Annotated in this window: 14 protein-coding genes and 1 other RNA gene; 4 read left to right on the forward strand and 11 right to left on the reverse strand. The window is 64.1% G+C overall.

From position 1 onward, the window contains the following. Positions 1 to 13: 13 nt before the first annotated feature. The 10 genes from SJY40_RS10060 to SJY40_RS10105 all read right to left on the reverse strand — a co-directional run bounded on the left by SJY40_RS10060 (position 14) and on the right by SJY40_RS10105 (position 11,772). Positions 14 to 832, reverse strand: coding sequence for an ABC transporter permease (locus SJY40_RS10060; protein WP_378945780.1), 819 nt, complete (start codon positions 830 to 832; stop codon positions 14 to 16). Beyond that, positions 829 to 1,695: an ABC transporter permease gene (locus tag SJY40_RS10065; protein ID WP_378945783.1), complete on the reverse strand. Its 867-nt coding sequence runs from the start codon at positions 1,693 to 1,695 to the stop codon at positions 829 to 831. The genes SJY40_RS10060 and SJY40_RS10065 overlap by 4 nt, the downstream gene beginning before the upstream one ends. An 81-nt stretch (positions 1,696 to 1,776) precedes the next feature. Then, complete coding sequence (locus SJY40_RS10070; RefSeq protein ID WP_378945786.1) at positions 1,777 to 2,547, reverse strand: squalene/phytoene synthase family protein; 771 nt, start codon at positions 2,545 to 2,547, stop codon at positions 1,777 to 1,779. Further along, positions 2,544 to 3,953 carry a cysteine--tRNA ligase gene (gene cysS / locus SJY40_RS10075; RefSeq protein ID WP_378945789.1) on the reverse strand — a complete coding sequence of 470 codons (1,410 nt, stop codon included), beginning with the start codon at positions 3,951 to 3,953 and terminating at the stop codon, positions 2,544 to 2,546. Before cysS ends, SJY40_RS10070 begins: the two co-directional genes overlap by 4 nt. Before the next feature lie 29 nt (positions 3,954 to 3,982). Beyond that, the gene (locus tag SJY40_RS10080; RefSeq protein ID WP_378945792.1) at positions 3,983 to 5,206 is read right to left on the reverse strand and encodes a glycosyltransferase family 4 protein; all 1,224 of its coding nucleotides are present in this window, start codon (positions 5,204 to 5,206) and stop codon (positions 3,983 to 3,985) included. Then, positions 5,203 to 6,840 carry an ABC transporter ATP-binding protein gene (locus SJY40_RS10085; protein WP_378948373.1) on the reverse strand — a complete coding sequence of 546 codons (1,638 nt, stop codon included), beginning with the start codon at positions 6,838 to 6,840 and terminating at the stop codon, positions 5,203 to 5,205. Before SJY40_RS10085 ends, SJY40_RS10080 begins: the two co-directional genes overlap by 4 nt. Positions 6,841 to 6,926: 86 nt before the next feature. Further along, on the reverse strand, positions 6,927 to 8,030 hold the full coding sequence (locus SJY40_RS10090; RefSeq protein ID WP_378945795.1) for an ABC transporter permease: 1,104 nt from the start codon (positions 8,028 to 8,030) through the stop codon (positions 6,927 to 6,929). Next, a complete protein-coding gene (locus SJY40_RS10095; protein WP_378945798.1) occupies positions 8,030 to 9,106 on the reverse strand; it encodes a microcin C ABC transporter permease YejB in 1,077 nt (358 codons plus the stop codon). Before SJY40_RS10095 ends, SJY40_RS10090 begins: the two co-directional genes overlap by 1 nt. Before the next feature lie 108 nt (positions 9,107 to 9,214). Continuing rightward, positions 9,215 to 11,074, reverse strand: coding sequence for an extracellular solute-binding protein (locus SJY40_RS10100; protein ID WP_378945800.1), 1,860 nt, complete (start codon positions 11,072 to 11,074; stop codon positions 9,215 to 9,217). Between the two features lie 152 nt (positions 11,075 to 11,226). Beyond that, positions 11,227 to 11,772 carry a c-type cytochrome gene (locus SJY40_RS10105; RefSeq protein ID WP_378945803.1) on the reverse strand — a complete coding sequence of 182 codons (546 nt, stop codon included), beginning with the start codon at positions 11,770 to 11,772 and terminating at the stop codon, positions 11,227 to 11,229. 123 nt (positions 11,773 to 11,895) lie between these two features. Here SJY40_RS10105 and SJY40_RS10110 point away from each other — a divergent pair, with 123 nt between their 5' ends. Then, entirely contained in the window at positions 11,896 to 12,747 is an 852-nt protein-coding gene (locus tag SJY40_RS10110) for a prephenate dehydratase (RefSeq protein WP_378945806.1), read from the forward strand. Positions 12,748 to 12,753: 6 nt separating this feature from the next. On the opposite strand, the gene SJY40_RS10115 is transcribed toward SJY40_RS10110, so the two are convergent. Beyond that, the gene (locus SJY40_RS10115) at positions 12,754 to 13,212 is read right to left on the reverse strand and encodes an SRPBCC family protein (RefSeq protein WP_378945809.1); all 459 of its coding nucleotides are present in this window, start codon (positions 13,210 to 13,212) and stop codon (positions 12,754 to 12,756) included. A 318-nt stretch (positions 13,213 to 13,530) separates the two neighbouring features. On the opposite strand from SJY40_RS10115, the gene SJY40_RS10120 reads away from it, so the two are divergent. The 3 genes from SJY40_RS10120 (at position 13,531) to SJY40_RS10130 (ending at position 16,303) form a co-directional block, all read left to right on the forward strand. Further along, on the forward strand, positions 13,531 to 15,396 hold the full coding sequence (locus SJY40_RS10120) for a bifunctional 2',3'-cyclic-nucleotide 2'-phosphodiesterase/3'-nucleotidase (protein WP_378945812.1): 1,866 nt from the start codon (positions 13,531 to 13,533) through the stop codon (positions 15,394 to 15,396). A gap of 51 nt (positions 15,397 to 15,447) precedes the next feature. Next, positions 15,448 to 15,544, forward strand: an RNA gene (gene ffs / locus SJY40_RS10125) — signal recognition particle sRNA small type. A 99-nt stretch (positions 15,545 to 15,643) separates the two neighbouring features. Beyond that, positions 15,644 to 16,303: an HAD family hydrolase gene (locus tag SJY40_RS10130; RefSeq protein WP_378945815.1), complete on the forward strand. Its 660-nt coding sequence runs from the start codon at positions 15,644 to 15,646 to the stop codon at positions 16,301 to 16,303. The last annotated feature ends 16 nt before the right edge of the window (positions 16,304 to 16,319 follow it).

Genomic DNA, 16,319 nt, shown 5'->3' on the forward strand with positions numbered 1-16,319 from the left:
GCCTTGGCCTTGGTCACAGCAACCCTCCGGTCGGTGCGCCACCGATGCGGGCGTTGCCCCGGCGGCGGAAATATTCGCCGATCGCCAGAAGGACGACCGACAGCACGACCAGCACCGTCCCAAGCGCCATGATCACGGGGATGGATCGCGGGAAGCGCAGCTGGCTGAAGATATAGGTGGGCAGCGTCGGCTCGTTCCCCGCAAGGAAGAAGGCGATGATGAATTCGTCCAAGCTGATGGTAAAGCTGATCAGCAGCGAACTGATGATGCCGGGCATGACCAGCGGCAGGGTGATCAGGCGGAAGGCACCCCATTTGCTTTCGCCAAGATCGAAAGCGGCTTCTTCCAGCGAGCGGTCAAGGCTGGAAAAGGCCGTGGACAGGATCGCGATGGCATAGGGCATGCAGATCAGCGCGTGCCCCAGAATGACCGTCAGCAGCGACAGCTGCACCCCCATGCCCAGCAGCACGACCAGCAGCGACATGGCGACGATGATCTCGGGCAGGACCATCGGCAGCATGATGAACCCCATCATCCCCCCGCGGCCCGGAAAGCGGAAACGGGTCGAGGCGCGCGCTGCAAACACCCCAAGACAGGTCGCCAGAACCGAGGAACTGACCGCGATGGTCAGCGAATTGGTCAGGGCACGGCGCAGGGTGGCATTGCCCCACATCTGCGCAAACCATTCGGTGGTGAAGCCCTGCAGCGGAAAGGCGATGATCGTGCCGGAATTGAAGGCGAAGATCGGCAGCAGCAGGATCGGCGCGTACAGAAACAGCAGATAGAGCACCGCATAGGCCTGCAGGCCGCGACCGTTGGAATGGATGCTCATTGGCGCACCTTCAGGAAACGGCGGTTCAGGAACAGGAAGATCACACTGATGACCGCGACGATTAGCATGGCGGTCACCGCCAGCGCCGATCCGAGGGGCCGGTTGTCCAGCGCCAGCATCTGCACCTGGATCATGTTGGCAATCATCGGGATCTTGCCGCCGCCGATCACCTCGGGGGTGACGTAATCGCCGATGGTGGGGATGAAGACGATCAGCACCGCCGCCAGCACGCCCGGCATCGCCAAGGGCAAGGTCACCCGCCAGAAGGTCATCGCCCGGCTTTCGCCCAGATCCCGTCCTGCCTCCAGCAGGGAACGGTCGATCTTTTCCAGCGCCACGAAGATCGGCAGGATGGCGAAGGGCGCATAGGCATGGGCCAGCGTAATCACGATGGAGTTGACGTTATACAGGATGAAGGTCAGCGGCTCGTCGATGATGCCAAGCCCCGTCAGCGACGAATTGACCACGCCGTTATAGCCAAGGATCACCTTCCACAAAAACACCCGGATCAGATAGCTGGTCCAGAAGGGAATGGTGATCAGGAACAGCCACAGCGACTTGCGTTCGGGCCGCACCACGAAGCTGACGTAATAGGCGACCGGAAAGGCCAGCGCGACCGTCACCGCCGTCACCACTATCGCCACGATCAGCGACCGCGTCATGACCACGCGCACGATGGGGTCGGTCATCACCTCGGCATAGTTGGCCCAAGTGAATTCGCGGATAATTTCCAGATAGCCGTCGGTCAGAAAGCTATAGGCAAGGATGGTCAGCAGCGGCGCCGCCAGGATGACCAGCGCGTAAAGAAACGGCGGCGCGATCAGCGACAGACCCGCCCTTGCCTCTGCGTCGAACCTTGCCATCGCGCCCCTTCCGTCCGGCCCGATCAGCCGGACCTCGCCTCAATTCCTTCCATAGCTGCCGCAGAAGGAAAAGCGCTTTCTTCAGCGCCACCACCGCCCGGTCATCGCCAGCCGCGCCAGCGAGGCCCGCCGCTGGAAGGGCGTCAGCGCGATGGTCTCGGCATAGGCATCCACCCGCCCCGAGGCGATCTCGCTCAGCAGGCGCGGCACGCGGGGGCCGGGATAAAGCGCGGCCGCCGCGCGGGCAGGCAACTTGCGGTGCTGACGTGCCGCCATCCGCAGCCCCTCGCGGGCAAGCGCCGTCAGATCCTTTAGGTGTTCGGGATCGGGGCGGTCCATCCCCAGCCCCATTGCCTGCAATTGCGGCAGGGCGCGCAGCCATGCGGCAATGCCTGCGCCGCGCGCCTGATGGGCCACGATCTCGCGCGTGCCTTCGGGGGCGCCGCAGCGATGCGCCGCCGCCCAGACCAGCCCGCCCGCCGTGGTATCGACGTAATCGACCACCTCGGATGTCGAACGGAAGGGCTCGCGTTCGCAATCGCGGCGTCGGGCCTCGGCCAGATCCACCAGCGTCCCGGCCTGCGCCCCCCAAGCCTCCCAAAGCGGCGTCAGCACGTCATGCAGGGGCGGCGCGGTGCCCTGCCCCATCTCAGCCAGCCGGTCAACCCACCATTGCAGGCGCATTTCGGCCAGCATCGGTTCGGCCGACTGGAAGGGCGCACGGGCGATCTCAAGGTTCAGCGCATAGAGCGTGACTAGCGCAGGCCGATCCGCCTGTTCCGCCGCCAGTACGGCCCCGAAACGGTCGGGGTCCTGCTGGCGCAGCATTTCACTGCAAGCGTCGATGGTCATGCGCCATGGGCTTTCGCCAAATCGGCCAACCGTGCGGCGTCAAAACCTGTGGCCAGCGACCATTCGGGACCTGTGGGCGTGTCCTTGACCTCGACCCCCGCCGCGGCAAAGCCATCGCGGATCGCATCGGCACGGGCAAAATCGCGGGCCTTTCGGGCCTCCAGCCGTGCCGCCAGCAACGCCTCGATCTGCACCGAAGCCGCATCATCGGCCTGCGCCCATCCCGCCAGTTCCGGCAGCAACAGCCCCAGCATCCGCGCCGAGGCCAACAGCCCCGGCCCGTCCCCCTTGGCCGCCAATTCGTGCAAGGCCGCAATGGCACCCGCAGAGTTCAGGTCGTCAGCAAGCGCCGCGATCACCGAGGGTGCCGGGCTTGTCGCGGGCTCGATGCCCGCGACAAGCCCATGCCACCGCCGAAGCACCGCTTCGGCATCGGCGGCCTTGGCTTCGGTCCAGTCCATCGGCTTGCGGTAATGCGTGGACAGCATGACAAAACGGATGACCTCTCCGGGGATCCCCTTGTCCAGCAGGTCGCGCACGGTGAAGAAGTTGCCAAGCGACTTCGACATCTTCTTGCCCTCGACCTGCAGCATCTCGTTGTGCAGCCAGATGTTGGCGAAGCCCTCGCCCGGATGGGCGCAGCAGCTCTGGGCGATCTCGTTTTCGTGGTGCGGGAATTGCAGGTCGATGCCACCGCCGTGGATGTCGAAATGCGTGCCCAGCAGCGCCGCCGACATGGCCGAGCATTCGATATGCCAGCCCGGTCGCCCGCGGCCCCAAGGGCTATCCCACCCCGGCAGATCGTCCGACGAGGGCTTCCACAGCACGAAATCCATCGGGTCGCGCTTGAAGGGTGCCACCTCAACCCGCGCGCCGGCGATCATGTCATCGACCGAGCGCCCCGACAACTTGCCGTATTCGGGGAAGGACCGCACGTCGAACAGCACATGCCCCTCGGCCTCATAGGCATGGCCCTTGGCGATCAGGTCCGCGTTCATCGCGATCATCTCGGCGATATATTGCGTCGCGTGGGGTTCGTGATCGGGGCGGGCCGCGCCAAGCGCGTCCATGTCGGCGTGATACCAGCCGATGGTTTCGGCGGTGCGCTCGTCGATCAGCGCCTCCAGCGACAGATCGCTGCCTGCGGCGCGGCGGCGCTGTGCCTCGGCGTTGATCTTGTCGTCCACGTCAGTGAAATTGCGCACATAGGTGACGTGATCGGCGCCATAGGCATGGCGCAGCAGGCGCACCAGCACGTCAAAAACCAGCACCGGGCGGGCATTGCCCAGATGCGCGCGGTCATAGACCGTCGGTCCGCAAAGATACAGACGGACGTTTTCGGGATCGATGGGCGCAAGGTCCTCCTTGCGCTTCGTGCGGGTGTTCGTCAGTCGGATCTGGACCATCTGGGCCTCTTTCGTGAAGTCGAAAGGGTTTACCGCATCGCCCCCTGGCTTTCCACCCAGTCTATCTGGGCAGGCAGGCAAAGGGTGCGCAGGTCATACCCTTGCAGGATCGTATCGCGGGCGGCCTGCCGCAGACGGGGGGCATCGGGATCGCCCGACAGGCCAAGGACCAGCGCGCTTGCCAAGGCGTCAACGTCGAAGAACGGCACCAGCCGCCCGTTTTCGCCATCCGTGATCAATTCGCGCACCGGTTCCGTGTCTGACCCGACCACGTAACAGCCCGCCGCCATCGCCTCGGTCAGCGACCACGACAGCACGAAGGGATAGGTCAGATAGCAATGCACCCGCGCCACGCGCAGCAGCGACAGATAGGTTTCATAGGGCACCCGCCCCAGGAAATGCACCCGCGACAGGTCCAGCTGGCTGCCGACCTCGGCCAGCAGCTTTTCCTTCCAGCTGCCCGCGTCGCGCGGCTTGCCGCCATAGCTGACGCCCTCGGCCCCGACCAGAACAACCTTGGCGTTGGGCTGCGCCTTCAGGATCTGCGGCAGGGCGCGCATGAAGATGTGAAACCCGCGATAGGGTTCCAGCGATCTGGAAACGAATGACAGCACCTCGTCCTGCTGGGTCAGCACGCTGCCGTCGGGCAGGGTCAGGCTGGCATAGGGGTCGGGGCTGACGCGATCCGTGTCGATGCCATCGTGGATGACGCTGATCTTGCCGCGCAATTCCGGTGGAAAGCTGCCCGCCTGATACCGCGTCGGCGCAATGGCCGCATCCGCCTGAATCACGCTTTGCAGCAGATGCGCGGATCGGGCGATGGTCATGAAACGACCCTCGTCCGAGGCCGGGCTGATTTCGGGATCGAAGCCGACATCATGGCCGTGGGTGCGATACATCAGTTCGGCATAGACCAGCAGGCGCGCCTTGGGCCAGATTTCCTGCAAAAACAGCGTCTCGCCCCAGCCGGGATGGCCGATGATGATGTCGGGGGAATAATCGTGACGGTCGCGCAGCGCCCGCGCACCACGCGCCGCCATCAGACCGCGTTCGGCATGTTCGGAATAGACCCGGCCAAGGGGGCTGTCGGTCTTGACCCCCTCAGGCGATTTGTAGCGCATGGTCCGCACAGGGCTGGCCCGCTGGTTCTTTTCATCGGTCAGCGCCAGCACGTCATGGCCGCGACGCTGCAGTTCCGCCGCCAGATGCGGAAACTGACCGGGAAAGTTCTGGTGGACGAACAGGATCTTCACGGACGTCCCTGTGGAAATGCCGCGTTCAGCAGGTTGATGGTATAGCCATGGGTCGGCGCATCGAAAATCTGCGCGGCGCTACCCTGCTCGACGACCTCACCTGCGCGCATGACCATGATCTCATGCGACATGGCCCGCACGACCCGCAGATCGTGGCTGATGAACAGGAAGGCCAGCCCGTATTTCCGCTGAAGGTTGCGCAGCAGATCGACGATCTGCACCTGCACCGTCATGTCCAGCGCGCTGGTCGGTTCGTCCAGCACCACCACCTTGGGGCGCAGGATCATTGCGCGGGCAATGGCGATGCGCTGCCGCTGGCCGCCGCTGAATTCATGCGGATAGCGGTGCATCATGTCGGGCTGCAAGCCGACCTCGGTCATGATCTCGGCGACCATCTGGCGGCGGTCGCAGCCCTTTTCGATGCCATGGACGCCCAGGCCTTCGGTGATGATCTGCTCGACGGTCATACGCGGCGACAGGCTGCCGAAGGGGTCCTGGAACACTATCTGCATGTCGCGACGCAGGGCGCGCAGCTGTTTCGAGCCCCAGCCCTGAATGTCCTGCCCCATGTACAGAATCGGCCCGTCGCTGGCGATCAGCCGCATGATGGCCAAGGCCAGCGTGGTCTTGCCGCTGCCCGATTCGCCCACGATCCCAAGCGTTTGCCCCGCACGCAGGTCCAGCGTCGCACCGTTCACGGCCTTGATGTGACCGACGACGCGGCGCATCAGCCCGCGCTTGACCGGGAACCAGACCTTCAGGTCGCAGGTCTGCACCAGAACCGGTGCGTCATCGGGCAAAGGCTCGGCCTGCCCCGTCGGGGCGGCATTCAGCAGCTTTTGCGTATAGGGGTGCTGCGGATTGGCGAAGATCTGTTCAACGGGGCCTTGCTCGACGATCTCTCCGTCTTTCATGACGCAGACGCGGTCGGCGATGCGTCGCACGATGCCCAGATCGTGGCTGATGAACAGCATCGACAGGCCTTCGTCGGCCTTCAGTTCGGCCAGCAGTTCAAGGATTTGCGCCTGAATGGTCACATCCAGCGCGGTCGTCGGTTCATCCGCGATCAGCAGGTCCGGCCCATTGGCCAGTGCCATGGCGATCATCACGCGCTGGCGTTGCCCGCCGGACAATTGGTGCGGATAATCAGCCAGACGGCTTTCGGCGTCGCGGATGCCCACGCGGTCCAGCAGCTGCACGATCCGCGCGCGCGCCTTGGCCCCCGTCAGCCCCTGATGCAGCGCCAAGCTCTCCGACAGCTGCTTTTCCAGCGTGTGCAGCGGGTTCAGCGATGTCATCGGTTCCTGGAAGATAAAGCTGATATCGTTGCCGCGGATCTCGCGCAGGGTCTTTTCGGGCGCGCCGACCATCTGCCGCCCCGCATAGCTGACCGAGCCTTGGATTTCAGCGGAGGCCCCCAGCAATTGCACCGTGCTAAGTGCCGTCACCGATTTCCCCGACCCCGATTCCCCGACCAGCGCCACGGTTTCTCCGCGCCCGACATGGAAGCTGACGCCTTTGACGGCCAGCGACAGCTTGCCTTCGTTGCGAAAGCCGATCTTCAGGTCGCGCACATCCAGAACTGCATCCGACCGCCCCGCATCTGTTGCATGTCCATCGGCGCTGCCGGGCATGGATGCGCCGTGACCCTCGGCCACGGCAGCTTCGGCACCGGCGGCTGGAATGGTAGGGTGCAGTTCGCCTTGGTCGTCAGGTCCGGTCATCGGAAGGTCTTTCTGGGGTCGAATGCGTCACGCACCCCCTCGAAGATGAACACCAGCAGCGACAGCATGATCGCGAAGGTGAAGAACGAGGTGAAGGCCAGCCATGGTGCCTGCAGGTTCTGCTTGGCCTGCAACGCCATTTCCCCAAGCGAGGCCGACCCTGCGGGCAGGCCGTAACCAAGGTAATCCAGCGCCGCCAGACCGCTGATCGTGCCGGTAACGACGAAGGGCAGCATGGTCAGCGTCGCCACCATCGCGTTGGGCAGGATGTGGCGGAACATGATCTTCATATCGCTGACCCCCAACGCACGCGCCGCCCGGACATATTCGAAGTTCCGCGCCCGCAGGAATTCCGCCCGCACTACGCCCACCAAGGCGGGCCAGCCGAACAGGATTGTGACGAAGACCAGCAACCAGAAGCTGCGCCCCAAGATCGCGAACAGGATGATGATGACATAAAGGCCGGGGGTGGATGCCCAGATCTCCAGCACACGCTGGAAAACAAGGTCGGTCCGCCCGCCGAAATAGCCCTGCACCGCACCCGCCGCGATGCCAATGGTGGATGCCACCACCGTCACGATCAGCGTGAACAGGATCGAGGTGCGGAAGCCATAGATCACCCGCGCCAGCACATCGCGCGCGGTGTCATCCGTGCCCAGCAAATGCGCGCCGTCGGGCGCACTGGGCGCGGTGCCGACATTGTTGATGGTGCGGAAGTGATAGGGGATGGGCGGCCAGATCATCCAGCCCTGCTCGGCATCGGGCACATCGCTGTTGCCCGATTTGACCGCATCGATCAGCCCTTCGGGATCATCCCAGCATCCTTCGCGGCCCCCTGACACGATCAGGCATTGCACGGCCTCGTCGCGATAGATCGCCTCGGTCCCGAAATCACCGCCGAAAGCCGTTTCGGGGTAAAAGTTATAGGCGGGGAAGAACAGATCGCCGCGATAGCTGACGACGATGGGTTTGTCGTTGGCCACCACCTCGGCGAACATCGCGCCGACGAACAGCACGGCAAAGATCACCAGCGACCAGAAGGCCCGTCCGTTGCGGCGGAAGTTGCGCAAACGGCGGCGGTTGAGTTCCGACATCGCCATCAGCCTGCCCTCTTTTCGAAATCGATGCGCGGATCGACAAAGACATACATCAGGTCCGACAGGATGCCGACGACCAGCGACATCAGGCCAAAGACGTAAAGTGTCCCGAAGATGACCGGATAGTCACGCTGGACCGCCGCCTCGAACCCCAAACGGCCCAGACCGTCCAGCGAAAAGATCGTCTCGATCAGGATGGATGATCCGAAGAAGACGCCCAGGAACATCGCCGGAAAGCCCGCGATCACGATCAGCATGGCGTTGCGGAAGACGTGACCATACAGCACGCGGCGTTCGGTCAGGCCCTTGGCGCGGGCGGTCATGACGTATTGCTTGTTGATCTCGTCCAGAAAGCTGTTCTTGGTCAGCAGGGTCAGGGTGGCAAAGCTGCTGATGGTCGCGGCCAGCACCGGCAGGGTGGCGTGCCAGGCATAGTCCTTGATCTTGCCCCAGGCGGTCAGGTCCCCGAAGTTGTCCGATGTCAGGCCGCGCAGCGGAAAGATCTGCCAATAGCTGCCGCCCGCGAACAGCACCATCAGCAGCACCGCGAACAGGAAGGCCGGGATCGCATAGGCCATGATGATCACGCCCGAGGTCCATGTGTCGAACCGCGATCCGTCCCGCATCGCCTTGCGGATGCCAAGCGGGATCGAGATGACATAGGCGATCACCGTGGACCACAGCCCCAGGGTGATCGAAACGGGCATCTTTTCCAGCACCAGATCGACCACGCTGATCGATCGGAACCAGCTGGTCCCGAAATCGAAGCGCAGGTAGTTCCACAGCATGGTGAAGAAGCGTTCGACCGGCGGCTTGTCGAAACCGAATTCCTGTTCCAGCTGGGCGATGAATTCGGGCGGCAGGCCGCGCGCGCCTTCATAGCCCGACGGTGCGGCCTGCCCTGCCTCGGCACCGCCGCCGGAAATATTGCGGAAGGCGTCGCCCTCGCCCTGAATCTGGGCGGCGATCTGTTCGATCGGCCCGCCCGGCACGAATTGGGTCAGCGTGAAATTGACCAGCATGATGCCGACCAGTGTCGGGATGATCAGCAGCAAACGCCGCAGGATATAGGCGCCCATCAGCCTTGCCCTTCCGTCCCCCTTGCAGGGTCATTCGGGCCTTGGCGGCCCCTTCTGTCGTTGGCCCGTCTTGTCGGCAATCGGGCATCGAAAATCAAGCGAAATGCCTTAGCGCCGCAGCGCTCCGGCATCGCGCAAAGCTTGCGCCTTGTCGGCGTCATACCACCAGAAATCCATTTCCCCCAATGCATAGGGCGGCAGGTCGTCCGGACGGCCGAACTGGTCGTAATAGGCGACAAGGTGGTTGGCGTTATACCATTGCGGGATCCAGAAGTGCAGGCTGCGCAGGGCACGGTCCAGCGCATGGACGCGGGTGTTCAGCTCATCCTGGGTGGTTGCGGCCTCGACCTGCGTGATCAGCGCGTCGATGGCGGGGTTGGCGACGCCCGCCGGGTTGAAGACATCGCCGACATTGGCGGACCCGAAGGCCTGCTGCAGCCCTGCACCGGGAATTTCCGGCTGGCCCAGTTGGTCGCTGATGACATCGAAATCGAAGCTGCGGGCGCGGTTTTCATATTCGGCATTGTCGACACGGCTGTTGCGGGCATCGATGCCGAGGGCGCGCAGGTTTTCGACGAAGGGGTTGATGACGCGGTCGAAGGTCTGGCTGTCGTTCAGGATCTCCAGCGTCAGGACCTGACCATCGGCGTTGCGGCGCAAGCCGTCGCTGCCGGTTTCCCAACCCGCCTCGTTCAGCAGGGCCGCGGCCTTGCGCAGGTTCCCGCGGTCGGTCTGGCGTTCGCCACTGAGGGGGGCGGTGGCGACTTCGGCGGTCAGGACACCGTCGGGCAGATCGGCGGCAAGCGGTTCCAGCAGCGCCAGTTCGCCTTCGGATGGGGTTCCCGTCGCTTCCAGATCGCTGTTTTCCCAGAAGCTGTTGACGCGGTCGTAGAGCCCATAGAACAGCGCCTTGTTCGACCATTCGAAGTTGAACATCAGCCCGATCGCTTCGCGGACGCGGACATCCTGGAACTTGGGACGGCGCAGGTTCATCACCCAGGCCTGACCGGATGCGACATTGCCGTCGGGCAGGGTTTCCTGCTTCACCCAGCCTTTCTGGATGGCCGGAAAGTCATAGCGGTTGGCCCAGATGATGCTGCTGACTTCGCGGCGGAAGGTATATTCGCCGGCCTTGAAGGCCTCGAACGCCGCATCGTAATCCGAGAAATACTCATAGCGCAGCCGGTCGAAGTTATGCCGACCCTTGTTGATCGGCAGATCGGCGCCCCAGTATTCTGGGTCGCGGCGGAACGTGATGTTGCGGTTCAGATCGGCATTGTCGAAGACGTAAGGCCCCGATCCGACCAGCGGAACCTGCATGGTCTGTTCCAGATCGCGGTCATTCGCCTCGAAATCGGCGCGGCTGAAGACCGGCAGGCCGCCGACCGACTGGATCACGTCGCGGCGCGGGTAATCGGGGGTGAAGGTGAACTTGATGCGGTGATCGTCCAGCACCTCGGCCTGTGCCACCTGCTGTTTGATGATCACGCGAAAGCTGGAGAGCCCCTTGTCGCGCAGGGTCTCATAGCTGAACAACACGTCATCAGCGGTCAGGGGCGTGCCATCGCTGAAGCGTGCCTCGGGGCGCAGGTTGAAGATCACCCAATCGCGGCTTTCGGGATATTCCAAGCTTTCGCAGATCAGGCAATAGGCGGCGCCGACCTCATCGGCGGGGGCTTCGAGGATGGATTCCAGCATCACCGTGGACAGCGCCGCCGCCCGCCCGCGGAAGGTATAGGGATTGTAGTTGTCGAACCCCATCGAGTTCGGGATCGACTGCGACATCTCTCCGCCCTTGGGGGCGTCGGGGTTCACATAGGGCAGATGGTCGAAATCGGCGGGCAGCGCCAGATCGCCGAAGATCGAGACGCCATGCGTGCGCGTCACCTGATCGCCGTCCTGCGCCATTGCGGCCTGCGTCAGGGTCAGGCTGGCAAGAAATGTGGCAAGCAGGGCGGTGGGACGCATGGGCAAGCTCCTTGAAAACAGAGGCTTCAGGCTAGGCCAGCGGGGCGCCACCCTTCAAGCCGCGTTTTCGTGAACGGGCCATATGCGACGAAAAAGGGCGCGACCTGCATAGTCGCGCCGCTTCATTTGTCCGGAAATCGCGGATTCAGCGATCAGGAATTGCTTTGGATGAAGGCGATGACGTTGGCGCGGTCCTCGGGCTTTTTCAGACCGCCGAAGGACATGGCCGTGCCCGACACGACGCCGCGCGGGTTCTCGATGAAGTGCTGGATCGCCTCGACGTCCCAGACCGGAACCTCGGCGGCGTGATCGGTCATGGCACCGGAGTAGTTGAAGCCCGCGATGCTGGCGACCTCGCGACCGACGACACCGTTCAGGTGGGGGCCGACGCCGTCGCTGCCGTCAAGTGCGTGGCAGGACCGGCACTTTGCCCATTGCTTTTCACCGGCGGCGACATCGGCTTCGGCCATCAGGGCCTCGAAGTCGATCTCCTCGACCTCGGCCTCATCGCCGCCAGCGGCGGGTTCGGGCACGTCGATCGAATAGGCCTGGGTGATTTCCTCTTCGCCGTGTTCGCCGCCATGACCTGCAGGTCCGACATGGAACAGCGCGCTGGCTGCCCAGTTCGCCAGCATCAGAAACAGCAGCGCGCCGATAAAGGCGCCGGCTGCCTTGGTCACGGTCATGGTGTTGAACATCGCGTGCGGTCCCCGCCTTGGTAAGCTCGTCAATTCGGGGGACATCTATCCGCTTTCGCTTTGGGTGATCAAGGTATAGTTACCTCGGCACGCTTACTTTCTTGGACAATCGGAGGCTTTGCCATGACCACGAATCGCATCGCCTTCCAAGGAGAGCTTGGCGCCTACAGCCACGAAGCCTGCCGCGCGGCCCGCCCCGACATGGAGGCCCTGCCCTGCCCCACCTTCGAGGATGTGATCGAAGCCGTGCGCGGCGGAGAGGCCGATCTGGCCATGCTGCCGGTGGAAAATTCGACCTATGGCCGCGTCGCCGATATCCATCATTTGCTGCCCGAATCCGGCCTCAAGATCATCGACGAGGCTTTCGTCCGCGTCCACATCAGCCTGCTGGCCGTGCCCGGAACACCCTTGTCGGAAATCCGTCAGGCCATGAGCCATACGGTCCTGCTGGGTCAGTGCCGCGGCTTCCTGCGCGACCATCAGATCAGCCCGATGGTGGGTGCCGATACCGCCGGTTCCGCCAAGGAAGTCGCTGCGCGCGGCATTCCGTCGCTGGCAGCCCTTGCCGCGCCCCTGGCCGGCGAAATCTATGGGTTGGAACGTCTGGCCGATGAAATCGAGGACCGCCAGAACAACACCACGCGCTTTCTGATCATGTCGCAAAAGGCCGATCACAGCCGCCGCGCCGATCGGATGCTGACCAGCTTTGTCTTCCGCGTGCGCAACATTCCCGCCGCGCTTTACAAGACCATGGGCGGTTTCGCGACGAACGGCGTCAACATGACCAAGCTAGAAAGCTATATGGTGGACGGGGTGTTCACCGCGACCCAGTTCTATGCCGACATCGAAGGCCACCCCGAGGATGAAAACGTCAAGCGTGCGCTGGACGAACTGGGTTATTTCACGGCCTCGCTGGATATTCTGGGCGTCTATCCCGCCGACCCGCTGCGCGAGGCGCAGCGCCAGCAGGCATGACGCGCGTCAGCCGTGGTCGCCGCGCATCTGGTTGACGAATTCCTCGACCCGGCGCTGGAACCTGCGGTCCATCTGACCCTTGCCCAGCTTGGCCGTCTGCAGCATCAGCCGCGCCTTCATGTTGCGCGGCTTGATCTCGGTTTCGAAGATCAGGCGCGATTTGACGCGGCTCAGCGCGACGACGGTGGCATTCACCAGCAGGTCCAGCGCGTTCGATCGGCCTGCCATGGTTACCTGTTCTGGACGGTCAAAGCGCGTCACGGCCAGCCGCAGATCGCGCCGACGGCCCCGCCAGTCGAAGCCCACGTTCCAGCCCATGGTGATTCCCGGTTCCTGCGACGGATCGATCCGCGAGACGCTGGCCCCCCGCCCGATCAGCATACGCTCAAGCGCATCGAAGTCGCCGATTGCCTCGAAAAGCTTCTCGGCCGGAAGATCCGTATCTATGCGCGTTGAAAATTTCATCGGAAACAACCCACTGACGATATAGAGATAGCCACGCCGAACAGTTCCACGCCTGATGGTGATAGTCCAGAAGAGGCTTGCCTTTCAACCGGTCTGACCGCCGCCCGGACCTGCCACATCGCATTTGGCCCCATGGCCCGCATCCCCGGATCGCCCCCATCCCGCAGGGGCGGCGATGCAACAGATGTCGGGCGAGTTCCCGTGGCAAGAACAATCTTTGATTGTGCGATAATCCGCCGATGCGCTATCCAAGGGCGACAGACCCATCATGCACACAGGGGACGGACGTCTTGTCTTATCGCCCATCCAGCCACGCGAATGCCTGACGGCGGACATCTGCCCGACAGGTCGGACGGCCCCCGACAGGGGACCGCGACCGGCCTGCGCCTGCGCATTCTGGCGACCAGCGACATGCACATGCATCTGTTGCCCCATGATTATCTGGCGGACCGCCCCTGCGACCGGCTTGGACTGTCGCGCACGGCCGATCTGATCCAGCAGCTGCGGTCGCAGGGCCGTCAGTGCCTGTTGCTGGACAACGGCGATTTCCTGCAAGGCGCCCCGATGGGCGACGTCGTCGCGCGGCAGGGCACCAAAGGCGCGACACACCCGGCCATCGCGGCGATGAACGCGCTGCGCTATGACGCGGTGGCGCTTGGAAACCATGATTTCAACTTTGGCCTGCCTTTCCTGCGGCGCAGCGTCGCACAGGCGCGCTTTCCGGTGCTGGCGGCCAATCTGACCATGACGCGCGGGCAGGATTTCGCCCGATACTGCATGCTGGACCGCTGGCTGACCGACGATCTGGGCCATGACCACCTGCTGCAAATCGCCGTCGTCGGCTTTCTGCCCCCCAAGACCGAGGAATGGGATCAGGATCTGCGCCCGGTGATGCGCAGCCATGACATCATTGAAACGGCGCGCCGTTTGCTGCCCCGTCTGAAGGCCGAAGGGGCGGATCTGATCATCGCGCTGGCCCACAGCGGCATCGGCAGTCCCGATCCGCAACCGGGGATGGAGCATGCGGCCACCGCCCTGGCCGCCCTGCCCCAGATCGATGTCGTCATCGCCGGCCACACGCATGAGGTTTTCCCCGGTCCCGGCTGGCAGAACCACCCCGGAACGGACGGCACGCGCGGCACCTTGATGGGCAAGCCCGCGGTTATGCCGGGCTATGGCGGGTCGCATCTGGGGGTGATCGACCTGGATCTGCAGATCGGCGCTCAGGGACCGGCGATCCGTAATTTCAACGTCGAATGTCGCCCCATTGCCGCCAGCACGCCCAGCCTGCCCTTGGTGGCGCGTCCGTTGGCACGTGCCCATCGCGACACGCTGCGCCAGCTGGGGACGCGGATCGGGCGGACCGAGACGCCGCTGAACAGCCATTTCGCGGTGATCGGCCATGACGCCGGGCTGCGGCTGGTGAACATGGCGCAGCGCTGGCATGTCCGGCACCGGCTGCAAGGGACGGCGCTGGCCGATCTGCCGGTGCTGTCGGCCAGCGCGCCCTATCGCGCTGGCGGGCGCGGCGGGCCTGCTGCCTATACCGACGTGCCTGCGGGGCGGCTGGCGATGCGGCATCTGGCCGATCTCTATACCTATCCCAACCGGATCACGGCGATCCGCATCACCGGCCAGCAGCTGCGCGCATGGTTGGAGCGTTCGGCTAGCATCTTTGCCACCATCACCCCCGGCGCGCATGACGCGGCCCTGCTGGACCCGCAGTTCCCCACTTATAATTTCGACGTCATCGACGGGGTGACATGGTGCATCGACCTGTCGGCCCCGGCGCGATTCACCCCGCAGGGCGGTCTGGCCGATGCATCGTCCCGCCGCATCCACGACCTGCGCTGGCGGGGGCGTCCGGTGGGGGATGGCGACCATTTCATTCTGGCGACCAATTCCTATCGTCTGGCCAGCTGCGGGTTGTTCAGCCCGTTGGTCAACCAGAACGAGGTCGTGCTGGACCGCGATGCCCTCAGCCTCGACGTGCTGCGCCGCTATGTCCGGACGCGGCGCAGGATCCGCGTGCCGCAGGTGCCCAACTGGCGATTCGCCCCGATGCCCGGCACGACGGTCCTGTTCCCCACCGCCCCCGTCGCCCTGACGCGCCCCCTTCCCGTCCCGCTGGATCATCTGGGCACGGATGACGCGGGTTTCGCGGTGATGCGGCTTTCGCTGTGATGCGCATGCGCGGGCTTGCATCCGCCCGCTGCTTTGCCTATTTGTCGCGTCGAGAGGTTGGCGCGGGCAGGTGTCTTGCCAACTCGGTCAGGTCCGGAAGGAAGCAGCCGTAACAGGATCCACTTGGGTCGCTGTCCAGCCTCTCACCCAGCCCTCCTTTCGACGCAAAGCTGTCATGTCGCCATGCGACTTGTGACATGCCGCGACCGCCCCCATGTTAGCGGCGGACATGAAGAAAGGACCCCCCATGACGCAACCCCGCTTCGACGCCGTGATCTTCGATCTGGACGGAACGCTGCTGGCCACCGAACAGATGGGCATCGAAACGCAAGAGGCCGCGTTGCACCGCATGGGACGGACCGCCCCCGAGGGCCTGCTGCATTCGCTGGTCGGCATGGATGAACCAAGCGCCCGCAAGATCCTGCGCGACCATATCGGCGCGGATTTCGATTTTGACCAGCTGGACCGCCTGTGGTCCGAAGCTCTGGTCGAACGCCGCGACCGTGACGGCATTCCGCTGCGCCCCTACGTGGCCGATCTGCTGGCGGCACTGCGCGACATGGGCCTGCCCTTTGCCATCGCCACGTCCAGCACCAGCGATCAGGCGCGTGAAAAGCTGGCCGCCGCCGGCCTGACCGACAGCTTTGACATCGTGGTGACCCGCAGCGACGTGCCAGACCCGAAACCGGCGCCCGACGTCTATCTGCTGGCCGCAAAGCGCCTTGGCATCGACCCGACCCGTTGTCTGGCTTTCGAGGACAGCGATATCGGCGCCCGTGCCGCCCGTGCGGCGGGCATGACCGTGGTGCAGGTGCCCGACATGACGCCGCTGTCGGGCGATCACGCCGATCTGATGGCCGAGGACCTGATCGCGGGTGCGCGCGGCATCGGATTGCTGGCCGCCTGACGTGATCCGGTTGTGG

It is taken from the genome of Paracoccus sp. R86501 (assembly GCF_042466435.1).
Taxonomy (GTDB): Bacteria; Pseudomonadota; Alphaproteobacteria; order Rhodobacterales; family Rhodobacteraceae; genus Paracoccus.